This window comes from Undibacterium sp. CY21W (assembly GCF_014284265.1).
GTDB classification, from domain to species: Bacteria; Pseudomonadota; Gammaproteobacteria; order Burkholderiales; family Burkholderiaceae_D; genus Undibacterium; species Undibacterium aquatile.
In genome coordinates this window covers 361,688-376,820 of record NZ_JACOGE010000004.1, presented here as the reverse complement: position 1 = coordinate 376,820, position 15,133 = coordinate 361,688, and the positions used below count along the sequence as shown (strand labels likewise).

The following is a 15,133-nucleotide window of genomic DNA, read 5'->3' as shown; positions in this document are numbered from 1 at the left end:
CGCGCAGATCAGCTATGCGACCGGCAAAGTGCTCAGTGACGGCACCAGTCTGCAATTTGGCACAAATATACTCCCCGGAGTATATTTTAAAGCCCTTATTTCATAAGGAGATGATGGCATTTTTTGCTTATACTCCCCATGAAATGCAATTTCACACAAAATATTACGCAGTTTCGCGGATGGAACTGACATAAAAAAGCCAGCATTGCTGCTGGCTTTTCAGTTACTAAAACAGCGACGGCTGATTAACGATACACCGTCACTGGTTCTGTATTTTGTACAGGTACCACAGGCTGACCATTGACATTCGAGTTGGCCGGACGGTTCGCACCGCGAGGCAGGCCGAACTGCACCATCAGCTCGCCGTAGGCTGCATCAGCCAGACTGCGTGAAGTTTCCTGCATGACCTTACCGCGATTGAAGACAACGCGATCACCGGCACGGCTGATGATCTTGGTATCGACACCGGAACCACTCGCGCTGAAAGCCGCTTTGACTTCATAGGTTTTGGTATTGATCAGGCTGAAATCGGCGACCAGATCGAGTGACAGGCTGGCTGTCATCGAATTCCCGTATTGAAGTTGATTGCTTTCCTGACGGAACTGGATATTGCTGACTGTGCCGAACAACACATAATCCGCGCCGGGATACATGCCTTGTTTGATACGACCGATGATGTCGTAAATTTTTTCCATCGGTTTACCAACATACGGACGCGCCTGAATCAGATGCACACCACCGCCTTTGATCATCGCGCCTTTTAAATCAGCCGTGTAGGTTTTTAATTCGCCACGATCGATATAGGTATAAAAACCTTCCGCTTCGTAGTAATTGCTTTCGCTCTTGGCATCAATTTTGCCGCGTTGTGAATAGCTGCGATCGGTTTCGCGTTCGCTGTAGCTACCTTTGACACTGCTTTTGCTGCTGGCAGAAACGACACGGAAATACTCGCTGACTTTTTCTTCGTAAGTCAGATCGGTCACGGCAATTTTCGGTTCTGCTGCCAGCGCGCTGCATGCCGCTGCGGAGCAGAAAACGCCTGCCAGAATTTTTTTCATATTCAACATCTTGCGTCCTTCAGGAGCCGGTTAAAAACCGGTTAAAGATTGATCAGGGCTGATTATTTTTTCGATGTTTTACGGATTTCTTTTTCATCCTGCCATTCGATGGAACCATCTTCGATGTCATACAGTTTCAATGTCATCTTGTAGAACACATCTTTGGTCGTGGAATTTTGTTTGACGATAGAAACGATTTCACCTTCGAGTGAATATTTTGCTGCCGTCATGTTGCCCACTTTTGCTTTACCCTGGGATTTGTACAAGCCACTTTGATTCTGACGTTGCAACTCATCCACGCCTTGCTGCATTTCATCAGCGCTACGTGTGAATTTCACTTTTTTACTTTTCACCAGCGCAGTCTGAATACTGTTCATGATCGATTTAGTGTCGATGTATTCGCTGGTTTTATTGCGCACGCCAGCCAATGTCAGTGTCGGGCGATTTGCCAGTGCCGGATCTTCGAGCAAGGAACCTACCATTTTTTCTGCAATCATTTGCAGATCAGTCGAACCGAATTCATTCGTCACTGTTTCTACCGCTTTGTTGTCGCCATAATTGACCTGACGCGCGAGGCTGACTGTCGGCTGCGATAATTTTGTCTGGCAGGCAGACAGAGAAGTCACGGCCAGAATCATCAGGCACAAAGTGGTGGATAAAGAGGAAATGCGTTTCATAATAACTCCGTAGTTCTGTACAATTTTTTTAAAACAAATCTGTGATTAACGTGGCTCAGCACTCATTTCGATTTTGAAATCTGTCGCTTGCGGGCCATAGGCTGTGCCTTTGACGAGCTGGCTTTGCTTACCCAGTATCATCAATGGTTTCCAGACTTCACCGTCGCCAACCTGCATACCGGCCGCATCTGTCCAGCGGAAACGATAATACACGCGCACATCTTTCGCTGTGGTGTTATACATTTCGGCCTGCACGACCAGCACATCGTTGCGACGCTGACCGCGCAGATCAGTCACCTGCACACCTTCGAGCGTGCCACGCACCATTAATTTCGCAGCAATGCCAGGAGAAACTGCATTTGGCACATCTTCGGCCATGACCGGTGCAGCAAAGCAGGCTGCGATGACAGCCGCACAAACGGCAATTTTTTTAGACATCATGGATGATTTTTCCTTAATAACTTTGTACATCAATTAAATCGACTGGTTTCTGTCGTCTTGCCAGTTTTACTTAGTTAGCGCCTGCAGTTGCAGCAGCTGGTTTCACCTGCTTCTGCGCTGCTTTTCTGTTCGCTGGCTTCGTCGGTGCGGTTTTTACCGCTGGCGTTTCTGCCGCGATCTGCGCTGCCGGCGTCACAGCACCGAATTTTGCCAGATCACCGACATAAGTTTTATTCGGATACAAACGCACCGGCACCACCATGTAACGACCATCAATACTCAGCTTGGTGCTTTCGCCAGGACGACCCGAAAAATTCACATCATATTCGCCCGGTGGTAAAAACGCACGAGCAATAAAGACGCGCTCTGGCAAACTACGCCACATACGATCATCTGCCGGGCCTTCAGTCGCTACCACGGCAATATTAGCAGCCAGACCAGCGAGTGCGCCGAAGTTTTTATTGACCTGATCCTGCACCACGCCTTTAGTAATCGCGCGGATCGCAGCACGTGTATAAATACCTGGCATTTCATCTTTCAATGCACGACGCGCCATCACGTTGAAGTCAGTGATCAATGCTGTTGGCAAAGATTGATTCGCGATATTCACCGAGCGGATGACTGTCGCTTCTTTATCTGGCTGTATCACAGGGAAAGTCAGCGACACGGTCACCAGACCGCGTGAGGTTGGCAAAGGCAACGCAAATTTCTGCGACTGACGGGCTGGTGCATTACCGGTTTCAACCACGAACAAGACATCCGTCACGCCTTTTTTGCGACGGAAACTGGTGCGTTGATCAAGGCCTTTCAAGCCATCTTCCAGTACTGGTAAATCAGGACGCAATTCTATCGCCTTGCGATAGCCTGGTGCCGCCAGACCTGGTTCATTCAGGGCTTCGTATACAAAACCTGCGAGGTAATGACTCAGTGCATTCTGATAACCGTTCTTCAGTTTCAGCACTTCAGGGTCATTCAGGGTTTCAACCGGATAACCGTTAATTTCCTTGTTACTGCTTGTTACACCTTTTTCTTTCGCTTCCTTTTCGGCAGCCTCTGTTTCTTTGGAACGGAATTCAGCAATCACTGCTTCACGCTCATGCGTACGTTTGATATCGACGCGGGCAGTATCGAGATCACCCAGATTGATACGATCCATCGCCATCCGTACGGTCAGCATCACTTTTTCGTAATCCTGTCCTTCGTAATCGCGGCTGGCATCGCCCATGATCGTGGCGCCGATCTGGCCCATCAATTTCTGCGGATTACTTCTAGCGTTTTCTTCCCACTCTTTGACCTTGGTGTCGGCAATCGTCAGCGCATTCAAGCTGTCCTGATAACGCTTACCGATACGCATCAGTTCGCCTTTTTCCAGATTCAGCAACAAATCATTCTGATTAGCACCTTTAGTCTGCTCTTCAACCTGACGGATCGCATCCTCGATCTGCCCGGTTTTAACAACTGCAAGTGAGTTAGAGACTTTGCTGTCGTGGGTTTGCGTCGTAACGCAACCAGTGAGAACCAGAGCAGCAACCAGAGGTGTGAGCGAGAAGGAAGAGAGGCGCATTTAGCTTATTTATTTGAGTGTTGAAAAAGGCGGCCGGACTAGCAACATCATTTTTGTAACGATCAGGTACACATCGTACAAAGTGATAAATGCTGCCCTGCAAAATAAGGTATTACCAAGGTATTACCAGCATTGAAGCGGGAAATTATAAAGAGCGCGTTTGTTTTTGTAATGCTTAAAATTGTTAGCAAAACATACAAAACAACACTTTTTCAAAATTATTATTTTTGCAGCAAATAAACTTTGCTTTTAATCAAACTCCATCACCGGAAGCTGGGCTTCGGATTCTCTTCATCCAGCAACCACTGATCCAGTTGCCACATAAAATCTGGCAGATAATTTTTATGCTCACCACGCAAGCCGTGATCGGCACCGGGATAAACACGCAATTGCAGATTGCTGCGCCCGGCATCGCTGAAGGCTTTTCTCAAGGCGTTTGCCGCGCCCGGCGGAATTAAGGTGTCCGCCTCACCGATACCAACGAACACCGGCAAGCGAGCGGCGATCAGATTACGCGTCTGATCAACACCAGCGATTTCCGACCAGTAGCGCCAGCTGCGCCCATGAATACGTGACTGCTCAGGGTCGGCAGGGGAACTTGCCAATGCGCGGGATAAAACATTCCAGCCCTGCTGCATATGCGGATAGATACCAGCGAGTGCGCGGTACGTGGGAATCGCGCTGTTTCCCGCATTCGCCAGCAAGGCCAGATGCGTGATTTGCGGCAGATCGTGCGCCAGCAGCGGCACCAGCTCTGCACCTTCAGAAATGCCCAACAAAATCACGCGGCGTGGCTGCACGCCTTGTTGTTTGAATTGGCGTAACTGCGTTTGTATAAACGCCAGTTGATCGGCGCGCCACTGACTCAGATGATCGGCGCGGATAAATGCCTCGCTGCATTCATCGCCGCTGGCCTGATCGCTGATATGGCGCTTCTGCAAAACGCTGATGCGGGTCGCCCCTGATTCGCCTTCTAATCCGGTGAAATACTGCGGCAAGTATCGCCCCATGCTGCCGCAACCGGCGCCGGCGACAACGAAGATCAGATTCACGGGTGCTGCCACGGAAATCGTCGATGCAGACGCCGTAGTTTCCGCCTGCCACGGCTGTTTATCCCATTGATAAAACAGGGCAACGCCGCCATCGGCAAAGGTGAACGTTGATGGCTGCAATTTCAAGCTTGCAGTTGCCGCCGAAGCTGAAACTGCCGATGTGATTGCGGCGATGGCAGCAGCAGGAACAACACGGCTGTTGTCAGCAGGCGCGAGAGCCGCCAGCGCCGGGCGTATCACCAACGACAGCGACATCAGCCAAATCAGCAAGCCCGCCGCCAGCCATACAACGGCATGTCTGATCTGTTTTGGAAGGCTGAAAAACATGAAAATCACCCTTAAAATACTCCCCCCAGTATATGTAAACACCCTTCATTTCATTAAGAGAATAAGCGTAAATCGCCACATACTCCCCCTTTTTTTACTTCCTGAGCAGCATTTGTGCGGCGTTGCGGGTCATCCTTCCGGGATGCTGCGGGAACCAAGTCACGCCACCCAGCCGACTATTAACCGCAGTCAGAAAGACTGTCAAGACTGGCGCAACGCTGCAAATTGCGTATCATCTGCGCCTTCATTGCTTTTTTAATGTCTGGATTCTGGATTTATGCTGCCTTCGATTGAACAAAGACTCGCCGTAGAACTCGCCGCCAAGCCGGTACAGGTGGCCGCTGCCGTTGCCTTGCTGGATGAAGGCGCGACCGTACCGTTTATCGCCCGTTACCGTAAAGAAGTCACCGGCGGGCTTGATGATACGCAATTGCGTCTGCTCGAAGAACGTCTGCGTTATCTGCGCGAACTCGAAGACCGCCGCGCCGCCATCATCGCCTCGATCGATGAACAAGGCAAGATGACGCCGGTCTTGCTCGATGCGATTACGCACGCCGAAGACAAAACCCGTCTCGAAGATTTATATCTGCCGTACAAACCGAAACGCCGCACCAAAGCGCAGATCGCCGTTGAAGCAGGTTTGCTGCCGCTGGCTGATGCCTTGCTGGCCGACCCGATGCTGACGCCGGAAACCGAAGCTGCCAATTATCTGAAACCCGCGTTCAGCACCGACAACGGCGACAACCCCGGCGTGCCCGATACCAAGGCCGCACTCGATGGTGCACGTCAGATTCTGATGGAACGTTTTGCCGAAGATGCGAGCCTGTTGCAAGCGCTGCGCGAATATCTGAACGACCACGGCATCGTCGAATCCAAAGTCGTCGCAGGCAAAGAAGATGCCGGTGAAAAATTTGCCGATTATTTCGATTACTCAGAAACCCTCGGCACGATTCCATCGCACCGCGCGCTGGCCTTGTTCCGTGGTCGCCGCGAAGAAATGCTGACCGTCACTTTGCGGCTCGACAGCGAAGAAGAAAAACCAAAATGGGATGCGCCGCTGAACCCATGCGAAAGCCGCATCGCCGCACGTTTCGGTGTCAGTCAGAAAGATCGCCCGGCCGATAAATGGCTGGCCGATACCGTACGCTGGGCATGGCGCGTCAAAGTCTTCATGCATCTGGAAACCGAGCTCATGGGCAAGCTGCGCGAGAGTGCAGAAATCGAAGCCATCAATGTGTTTGCGCGCAACCTCAAAGATTTATTGCTGGCCGCACCGGCAGGCCCGCGCGCCACGATGGGCCTCGATCCTGGCCTGCGCACCGGCGTCAAAGTCGCCATCGTTGATGCGACTGGCAAGGTGATGGAACACGCCACGATTTACCCGCATCAGCCGCGCAATGATTGGGATGGTTCGCTGCATACGCTGGCGAAGCTCGCTGAGAAACATCAGGTGTCATTAATCTCGATTGGTAACGGCACCGCCTCACGCGAAACCGACAAACTGGCGCAGGATTTAATCAAACTCAAACCAGAATTGAAGCTGACCAAAATCGTCGTCTCTGAAGCTGGTGCATCGGTGTATTCCGCTTCAGAATTCGCGTCTAAAGAATTGCCGGATCTGGATGTATCCATCCGTGGTGCGGTCTCGATTGCACGTCGTCTGCAAGACCCGCTGGCCGAGTTGGTGAAGATCGATCCTAAGTCCATCGGCGTTGGTCAGTATCAGCATGATGTCAGCCAGACCCAGCTCGCACGCTCGCTCGATGCGGTGGTCGAAGACTGCGTGAATGCGGTGGGCGTTGATGTGAATACCGCCTCTGCGCCTCTGCTGGCGCGGGTGTCCGGCTTGTCTGCCAGCGTCGCGCAAAGCATCGTCAATTTCCGCGATGCCAAAGGCATGTTCAGTTCACGCGCCGATCTGCGCGCAGTACCGCGCCTCGGCGACAAAACATTTGAACAAGCCGCTGGCTTTTTGCGCGTGATGAATGGCAGCAATCCGCTCGATGCATCCGCAGTGCATCCGGAATCGTATCCGCTGGTCGAAAAAATTCTGGCCGACATCAAGAAAGATGTGAAAGGCGTCATCGGCGACAGCGGCTTATTGAAATCGCTGAACCCGGGCAAATACGCCGATGACAAATTCGGTGTGCCGACCATCACCGACATCATCAAAGAACTGGAAAAACCGGGCCGCGATCCGCGCCCTGAATTCACCACCGCCACCTTTAAAGACGGCGTGGAAGACATCAAAGATTTGCAGCCCGATATGATTTTAGAAGGCGTCGTCACCAACGTTGCCGCGTTTGGTGCGTTCGTCGATATCGGCGTACATCAGGATGGCCTGGTACATATTTCCGCGCTGTCGAACACCTTTGTCAAAGACCCACACACCGTCGTCAAAGCCGGTCAGGTAGTCAAAGTCAAAGTCATGGAAGTCGATGTCAAACGCCAGCGCATCGCCCTCACCATGCGACTCACCGACAGCGCACCGGAACCCGGCAGCAAACCGGAACAACGCGGCGACCGCAACGACGCCAAACGCCTCGGCCAGCACCAGCAACAACGCAAACAAGAAGCCGCCCCCGCAGGGAATGCGATGGCAGCAGCGTTTGCGAAATTACGTGGTTGAGATTAACAATTCTGCGAAAGAAAATACAGCAGTAAAATAACTAAGCGCCCCGGTTTTTACCGGGGTGTTTTTTTGCGCGATCCAGTCACCGCACGCAAATGCTCTGCGACATCCAAACCGCCCGCGCCCACCATTCAAGCTTCCCCGTATTTCCGGCAGATGACGTCGACCAGAACAACACAAACCAACCCAACCCTACCTCAATACAGTTACCGTTTTTCAGTGGCAAGAACGTCGTACTGGCACGGCAAGCTATGCCGGACTTAACCGAGGAATTGAGGGAGATGCGCGTTCATGTCAGGTTCCAGTTGTTACACTGTTCATTTAATCAGTATAACGAAAAAAAACTATACCAGACAAGGACTTGCAACGCATTGGAACTTATTGCTTATTTTACATCTATCTGATATTTTGCCGATTTGCACTTTAAAACAAGTTAGATTGCTATGCGCTACGTCCTGTCCTGCATATTACTTTTTGTTTTCTGTCGTAATTCATTTGCGGAAGACTTAACAAAAGCTCAATGCGAGAAAATTGGTGGTACATACACCAAAGCCGGATGCTTGATTCTTGGCGATGCTGGGAAAACGAAATATTCGGGCAAAGATATTTACATGCCGGGTGAGGAGGAATGCAACTGCCAAGGTGGGCGTTGGCATAAAGAGCACGGTTGTTTGGCAAAAGTCTCTGAAAGCGAATGCAAAGCACTTGGTGGTGTATTTCATCAAGAACTCGGGTGCATTCAAAGGCCAACTCAAGAGCAATGCCAAGCATTAGGGGGCAGCTATCAGGATGGTAACTGTGCCTTGGCGCCTCAAACCACACCGCAACCTAACCCTGCGGTCAACCGGACCTGCGCGAAAAGCCGCGCAGGCCGGTTACCTTGAACGTTATATGGAATGAGTCGTCTATTCATTTTTTTTGCTGATATGTATAAGCTCGGCGGCATACGCAGACTCTTGGGTACGTGCAGTTACACGCGGAGTAGTCAGCCCTAGCGGAAATATTATTGTGAGAGTCATCCCAGGCAAAAATCTAGGAGAAGTATCTGGTTTTTCGGGCGAAAAAAAGGGGCAGCCTGCGCGTGCGGTTTATTACCGGATAACAGAAACCGACAACTACGTTAAGTTTCAAGAGGTTGAATTGCTTAACCCAATTGCTCCGGTTGATTTTGCGGTTTCTGATGCTGGCGAATTGGTCACGCTGGATAATTGGCACAACATGGGCATTGGACGATGCAATCGTAATTTATACCCCATCTGGTGACCTACGCCGTAGTTACGATCTGAAGGGCATCTATTAGCCCGAGGAGATAAAGAAGTTCACGCGTTCAGTGTCGTCAGTTTGGTGGCGTTGCAATCCTCCCCCAGTGCTCGACCAACGCACCTCTGCGTTCGCTTTCGAAGATTGGATTGGCAACGTTATTTCAATTGACTTAAAGACAGGTGTTGTAACCATGCCAGCAAAGCACAAAGGGGGCTGAGAATGACTCATAACATGCCGCTGCACACTGCTACCTGCAGTGCAGGTGAGCTAACATGCTAGATTTCTCGGAGAAGGTAATCAGCGCATGAAATTAATAAATCTGCTATTGGCTTGTCTGCTCGCCAGCAATGCGCAAGCTGGATGGATAGACAAGCAAGGCAAGCCACTTCATGAGACGGAAGACGCAAAGGCCAATGGCGACTTTGGTGCTCTGCTTATTTTTACAACCAACGAGGAAGCTCTATTCAAGAATTGGGCGACTCCCTCTGAATCTGTATATTTCGACACAGTCGAGAGTGTCAAAATCAATCAACCGGTAAGTGCCTTCGTCATCTTTTCTGGCTGCAAAACTAATTTAGCTGGCAACTGTAATGTTTCTATGCGTTTCAGGATCATTCAGCCGGATGGAAAGGTCTACTCAGAAACACCTGCTATGGAAGTCTGGAACGACAAACCCGCGCCCACTGGTCGCTCCTTGAGGTTAAGTGTGGACTATCTCAAGGTTGTTATTGAACCGCACGAACAACGAGGGCGCTACACCGTCATGGCGCAAGTTCGAGATGACAATGCTGGTGCCGTTCTTAACCTGCAAAAAACTTTTATCGCTGACGATTCACCGTCAAAGGCGAAACATAACCCTGCGCTTAAGCGTGTCCCTTAGGTCTACGTTGAGACTGTATAAAAAACTCCAAAAACCACAGAGACAAGCAAACGGATTCTGAAAGTCAACGTTCCATCTCCATGTCCCCAATTCAGAGATTTCCATGGCGCGTTACAAACTCATCGATCGTAGTCCCAGGATCATTCCTGTCGTCCTCGACGCACAATTGATCGCAGGCAGTTTTGAATACGCTCGGGACTATTTGATAGATCATGAACTCGATCTCTCCCGCTTTGATTCACATTCAAAAAATGACGTCACCTGACAAGACAGAAGTGAGACCAGTCTCGTTTCTGATCAAAGAACAAGCGCAACAGGTCACGCTGATTGAGAAAATGAAACACAGGATCGATAGCTCTGCGGGGCGACGACAGTACATTCAACGCATGGGTATAGTCGAACCTGTGTTTGGCAATCTGCGCTACAACAAACGCCTGCACAGATTCACCATCCCCAGCCACATCAAAGTCAACACGCAGTGGAATAAATTCTGCTTAGTGCACAACAGCGAAAAGCTGGCGCATGGTGGATATGAGGTGAGAGGATAAGAAATAACAAGATATCTTCATCCCTCAATGCTAAGCGACAAGGAGTAAAAGGCTTGCCTTTTAAACCATAAATACGGCACACTCTCTGCATGAATTTTTATTCTCATTCATTTACTGAAAACTTCCGATGCGCACGGACTTTGGTGCGTGTGGTTGGTTTTTTTATACCGCTTCGTAACGCATCTTTCAAATGAGCTATATCGACACCTTTGACCATGAATATCTTGGGAATCTTGGATATCTCCCGATTTACCACCCGCTGGTTACTGAAATTTGCGGAAAATGGGGTAACGATGAGTTTTCTTGCTCACCGCAAAATCTAATACTTGGCGGCGGCGGTGGTGAGCATCCAGCGTTAGTTATTCATCGACTTGAGGTGCTTGTCGCCAGTTTTATCCTTGAACAACTAACAGATGAAAATGAAAAATTGTTGAGCCCAGAAAATGTAGATTGGCTTTCCAACTGTATGGGATTAAATAGGAGTGAGGTTTTAGAGTATTGTGGTTGGAGTTTACGAGACTCCGCGCGCTTTGTCGAAATGGCCAACTCTACTAGTCATTTCAGGCCTCTAGAAGAAGATCAATCAGTTGAAGATTGGCTATTTATGTCACTCGGCGAATTTATCTATTATTCGTTGCCAGACTTGAATCCAGTGCCTTTACAAGTTCTAGATGACTTTAAGAAAATCGGAATTAGATCGATAATGCAAAATGTTAAAACCAATCCACCCGGTTATCCGCAGTGTGCTGGGCGGCTTATCGTCGACGGTACGTTAGTTTGGGGCAACCATCGTTGGAATCGATAAAGATGCATAACATGACATTGGTAGCGGACGCACGAATCAGCGTTTTGCCATATTTTAATAATCAGTGCGAGCGCCGCACAATTCTGCGTTAGAGGCCACATGACGAGTTGGCGACTCACTCTGGTGCTCACATTCAGCTGTCTTCTATCGGCCACTGCGGGCTACTGGTTCGGCTTTCGAGAGGGCTTGTTCTTTGGCGTGGCCGCGGATTTCCTGCCGCGCGGTGTTATCGCTGCTGGTGAGCTAAATGCACTGCGTGCGGGAAACATAAAGCCCGTGACCGCCATGTTAGAGTGCGAGATCGACAACGGCCTGATCTTTGGGCACGATCTTTTTATGCATCCACTAAGAAACATCGTTGGCCCCGTATGGGATTTCAATTTTTATCCCGAGTACGAACAATATGCTGTACGTCTAGCCAACTACCGCAAGAATCATCCATCGCCAATGAAGCCGGACGCATTTGATAAGGTTCCCGCGGACAGAGAGCAGTATCGCAAATCGTACAAAGAGCTATCTGTTGGAGTTCGCGAGGATATTGGCAAAATGAAATCAATGGTGGAGCGCTATGCAGAAAAACAGTAGCACCTTAGCCTCTAACACTGCAGTCGAGAGGGACAGCCACAAGCTGCGCTTGTGGTTCCCTGCGCTTCGCTCCGGCTGCCCCTCACTTCCACGTTAAAGCTCTATGCCTTACTTGCGTAAGATCGTTTTGCACTGTCCGAGAGGCTATCGAATGGAACTCGATAGCATGGTTGAACAATTCCTGGCCGATGGCGTCGCGTTTGTGGGTGTTGTTGGCGAAGACTGTTCGCGCGTCGAGGACATCATCGATGAGTTGATCGTAGGCGATGGCACTGACGACAACCGCTATATCCTTACGTCATCTCACGCAGGCGAGACAATTGACGATGCCTTAGAATTTGCGCGATCGCTATCGAATGAATATGCTGGAGAGGTTCAGCTTGTTGAGCTTTAACATATCAATCGATTTGGACCCACAACTGCAGGAGACGGCTTCGCCGCAAATTGTTGTGGTCTGGTCATTTCTACGTTAAACAAAAACATGAAAATAATATTTACCTTACTTTTTAGCATTTACTTTTGCGGATTAGCTGACGCAGACAATCTCAGTAAGGAGATAAAAGCATGGAAATTAGGGCGTGAAGTTCCACATAAATTACTTTCCTTCCCGAGCGGGAAAGTGTCAAAAAAAGATGATTTAGACTTTGGTATTGGTGAGTATCTAAGATCAGTTCGATCATATATAGATCAGATAGAAAACGACGAGTTAACTGAAGAAATTGTTTTTGATTCGAGAAGTGACAGTGCCTCATTGCAAGCTGCACTTATGCGATTAGGAGAACGGAAAGGGCTGAAGTGGGTCGCTCAGAAACTCGATGAGCGTAAATCTTTAAGATGGGAAATTCAGACTCTTAAACAGGCACTTCAGTCACCATTTTCTCGATTGGAAGTTGCATTCATCGAAAAAAAAGAAATGCAAAAAACTAGAGCGGTGGACGAACTTACAGATCTCAAGGTTGCACTCGATAGTGGAGTAGATTGGAAAATCGCTTACGCAAAAACAGCAAACGAGAACCCTGATGTCGAACGACGAAAACGTGAACCTAAAGTTCAAACGACACTCGTTGGTTATTTGTTTAGTGGATGGATATCTGGGACTGGGTTTAGTTTTTCTACGCTTGGACTGAATGAGAATTTGCCGCTACAACACTTAAAGCATGTTGTCGGCTCTTCTCGTGGTGGATATATTCTTGAAACAGAAGAAGGAGTATATCTTTACTATATTTTCGATACGTGGACACCGAATGTATAACAGGTCGCTCAACTCGGAAACTGCTCATGTTGTTTCTTCCATGTGCAACATTTTTTAATCATTTTCTCTGCAGTTTGTGTGCATCGTGCGCAGTTCCGGGTACCTCAACGTTATAGCTCAACTTATGATCTCCACTCGCAATCTTTCGAACCTGCCAAAACCCGAAGACCTTCGTCAATTATTACAAGCGCTCGCAATGGTTGATGCAATTCTCGAAGATGAATGGGAATACAGGTATTACTCTTTTGATTCAAAATGGTCACGCGCTCGTTTCACCCGCTGCGGCGGGCATTGCAACCCCGATATCTGGATGAACACCTAGTGCGAAAAGTATTACTCCTTGTTCTGATTATTGTTGGCGGCTGGTGGTATTTCATCGGCGGGCGCAAGCTGTCGGACGAACATGTCAATGGCTTTTACCGCGATCTTGAAATCGCGACGCTGCAGCGTCAGCCTGACGCAATATGCGCGTTGCTGGCGCCGGATTTTCACTCCACCGGCACCGTCAGCACAGCCGGAAACAGGCAAACGGTGAACCAAAACAAGCAGCAAGCCTGCGACGCCTATCATGACTTGTATGCGACCTGGGAAAAACTGGGCGAGAAAATGGGCGGCATGCTGCAACTGGATTCTCAATACACGATACACAGCATCGCGCTGTCACCGGACGGCAAAACTGCGACGGTGGATGTCAGCAGTTCGCTGGACGTTGCAGGCACGCTGATGCATATACGCTCACGCAGCACGGATACGCTGGTTCGTCGCAACGGCAAGGTGCTGTTACTGCACAGTTCAGGACTTGGTTCTGTCGGTGCGGGTTCTTAGCGCCTGTTAAAACGCGCCCCGCTCCGTCGGTATTGCGCGGGCCGGATTGGAAATCCTTGAGTTAGGTCAATCCTGGTTAAAAGCATATACTCCCCCCATATTTTTACAAAAAGATACTGATCTCCTTATATTCATTGGGTGTTAAAAATATACTCCTGGGGAGTATATTTATTCCTCTAGTGCAGAACAGCGCCTGTAGCCACGCTGTTGGCGCGCGGGAGCGCTACCGGAGTTTCCTTTATAATGGCGGCACATTATTAACCAAGGAAAAGCCATGAGCGACGTTCAAAGCTGGATCAAAGAAACCGTTACCCAAAACCCTGTTGTGTTGTTCATGAAAGGGACTGCCCAATTCCCGCAATGCGGATTTTCCGGTCGTGCGGTGCAGGTATTGAAAGCCTGCGGCGTACAGAATCTGGTGACAGTCAATGTGCTGGAAGACCCGGAAGTACGTCAGGGCATCAAAGATTTTTCTAACTGGCCGACCGTACCGCAGTTGTACATCAAAGGCGAATTCATCGGCGGCTCTGACATCATGAACGAGATGTTTGAAAACGGCGAACTGCAAACTTTGTTGAAAGACTGAGCACAGTCATGACGAGCACCGGCGCACAACCGAAACAACGCCTGATCATCGCCATCACCGGCGCGACCGGCTCAGTGTATGGCGTGCGCTTGCTGCAAGTATTACAGGCTAACCCGGATGTCGAAACGCATCTGCTGATTTCTGAAGCCGGGGTCTTGAATCTGCATCAGGAACTCGATATGAAGCGTAAGGATGTCGAGGCCTTCGCTGATGTCGTGCATCATGTGCGTGATGTCGGCGCCAGCATCGCCAGCGGTTCGTTTCAATCAGACGGTATGGTGATTGCACCGTGCTCGATGAAAACGCTGGCCTCGGTGGCGCATGGCATGTCAGATAATCTGATCACGCGCGCTGCCGATGTCGTGCTGAAAGAACGCCGCCGCCTGATATTGATGGTACGAGAAACGCCGTTCAACCTGGCACATCTGCGCAACATGACCGCCGTCACCGAAATGGGCGGCATCATCTTTCCCCCTCTCCCCGGTTTCTACCACCGCCCGCAATCGATACAGGAAATGGTCGACCACACGGTCGGGCGTGTACTCGATATGTTCGCATTACCGCACGAGCTGACACCGCGCTGGGCTGGGCTGAAAAGCTGAAAGTAATCTCTCGGTTGTTGATAAAAGTTGCAAAAC

17 protein-coding genes are annotated in these 15,133 nt (G+C 49.7%); 12 read left to right on the top strand and 5 right to left on the bottom strand.

What is annotated here, in order from left to right:
• Nucleotides 1–245: 245 nt before the first annotated feature.
• From H8K29_RS12075 to H8K29_RS12055, 5 genes are all read right to left on the bottom strand, one after another.
• Entirely contained in the window at nucleotides 246–1,067 is an 822-nt protein-coding gene (locus tag H8K29_RS12075) for a penicillin-binding protein activator LpoB (protein WP_186897781.1), read from the bottom strand.
• Nucleotides 1,068–1,120: 53 nt separating this feature from the next.
• Nucleotides 1,121–1,735: a penicillin-binding protein activator LpoB gene (gene lpoB, locus H8K29_RS12070; RefSeq protein WP_186897780.1), complete on the bottom strand. Its 615-nt coding sequence runs from the start codon at nucleotides 1,733–1,735 to the stop codon at nucleotides 1,121–1,123.
• Nucleotides 1,736–1,780: 45 nt separating this feature from the next.
• Nucleotides 1,781–2,176 carry a YcfL family protein gene (locus H8K29_RS12065; protein ID WP_186884536.1) on the bottom strand — a complete coding sequence of 132 codons (396 nt, stop codon included), beginning with the start codon at nucleotides 2,174–2,176 and terminating at the stop codon, nucleotides 1,781–1,783.
• Nucleotides 2,177–2,246: 70 nt separating this feature from the next.
• On the bottom strand, nucleotides 2,247–3,740 hold the full coding sequence (locus H8K29_RS12060) for a hypothetical protein (RefSeq protein ID WP_186897779.1): 1,494 nt from the start codon (nucleotides 3,738–3,740) through the stop codon (nucleotides 2,247–2,249).
• Between the two features lie 263 nt (nucleotides 3,741–4,003).
• Nucleotides 4,004–5,119 (bottom strand): serine aminopeptidase domain-containing protein, encoded by a 1,116-nt coding sequence (locus tag H8K29_RS12055; protein ID WP_186897778.1) that lies wholly within the window; start codon nucleotides 5,117–5,119, stop codon nucleotides 4,004–4,006.
• 277 nt (nucleotides 5,120–5,396) lie between these two features.
• Here H8K29_RS12055 and H8K29_RS12050 point away from each other — a divergent pair, with 277 nt between their 5' ends.
• The 12 genes from H8K29_RS12050 (at nucleotide 5,397) to H8K29_RS11995 (ending at nucleotide 15,097) form a co-directional block, all read left to right on the top strand.
• Nucleotides 5,397–7,748 (top strand): Tex family protein, encoded by a 2,352-nt coding sequence (locus tag H8K29_RS12050; RefSeq protein WP_186897777.1) that lies wholly within the window; start codon nucleotides 5,397–5,399, stop codon nucleotides 7,746–7,748.
• A gap of 446 nt (nucleotides 7,749–8,194) precedes the next feature.
• The gene (locus H8K29_RS12045; RefSeq protein ID WP_186897776.1) at nucleotides 8,195–8,635 is read left to right on the top strand and encodes a hypothetical protein; all 441 of its coding nucleotides are present in this window, start codon (nucleotides 8,195–8,197) and stop codon (nucleotides 8,633–8,635) included.
• A gap of 124 nt (nucleotides 8,636–8,759) precedes the next feature.
• On the top strand, nucleotides 8,760–9,014 hold the full coding sequence (locus H8K29_RS12040; protein ID WP_186897775.1) for a hypothetical protein: 255 nt from the start codon (nucleotides 8,760–8,762) through the stop codon (nucleotides 9,012–9,014).
• Nucleotides 9,015–9,318: 304 nt separating this feature from the next.
• Nucleotides 9,319–9,894, top strand: a complete 576-nt coding sequence (locus H8K29_RS12035; RefSeq protein WP_186897774.1) for a hypothetical protein — start codon at nucleotides 9,319–9,321, stop codon at nucleotides 9,892–9,894.
• 212 nt (nucleotides 9,895–10,106) lie between these two features.
• Nucleotides 10,107–10,442, top strand: coding sequence for a transposase (locus tag H8K29_RS12030; protein ID WP_186897773.1), 336 nt, complete (start codon nucleotides 10,107–10,109; stop codon nucleotides 10,440–10,442).
• Between the two features lie 190 nt (nucleotides 10,443–10,632).
• On the top strand, nucleotides 10,633–11,247 hold the full coding sequence (locus H8K29_RS12025; protein ID WP_186897772.1) for a hypothetical protein: 615 nt from the start codon (nucleotides 10,633–10,635) through the stop codon (nucleotides 11,245–11,247).
• Between the two features lie 99 nt (nucleotides 11,248–11,346).
• Entirely contained in the window at nucleotides 11,347–11,832 is a 486-nt protein-coding gene (locus H8K29_RS12020; RefSeq protein WP_186897771.1) for a hypothetical protein, read from the top strand.
• A gap of 151 nt (nucleotides 11,833–11,983) precedes the next feature.
• Nucleotides 11,984–12,226 (top strand): hypothetical protein, encoded by a 243-nt coding sequence (locus H8K29_RS12015; protein WP_222611471.1) that lies wholly within the window; start codon nucleotides 11,984–11,986, stop codon nucleotides 12,224–12,226.
• Nucleotides 12,227–12,313: 87 nt separating this feature from the next.
• Nucleotides 12,314–13,084 carry a hypothetical protein gene (locus H8K29_RS12010; RefSeq protein ID WP_186897769.1) on the top strand — a complete coding sequence of 257 codons (771 nt, stop codon included), beginning with the start codon at nucleotides 12,314–12,316 and terminating at the stop codon, nucleotides 13,082–13,084.
• 321 nt (nucleotides 13,085–13,405) lie between these two features.
• A complete protein-coding gene (locus H8K29_RS12005; RefSeq protein WP_186897768.1) occupies nucleotides 13,406–13,909 on the top strand; it encodes a nuclear transport factor 2 family protein in 504 nt (167 codons plus the stop codon).
• Nucleotides 13,910–14,183: 274 nt separating this feature from the next.
• Nucleotides 14,184–14,495, top strand: a complete 312-nt coding sequence (gene grxD / locus H8K29_RS12000) for a Grx4 family monothiol glutaredoxin (RefSeq protein WP_186884528.1) — start codon at nucleotides 14,184–14,186, stop codon at nucleotides 14,493–14,495.
• An 8-nt stretch (nucleotides 14,496–14,503) separates the two neighbouring features.
• Nucleotides 14,504–15,097, top strand: a complete 594-nt coding sequence (locus tag H8K29_RS11995; protein WP_186897767.1) for a UbiX family flavin prenyltransferase — start codon at nucleotides 14,504–14,506, stop codon at nucleotides 15,095–15,097.
• Nucleotides 15,098–15,133: the final 36 nt, after the last annotated feature.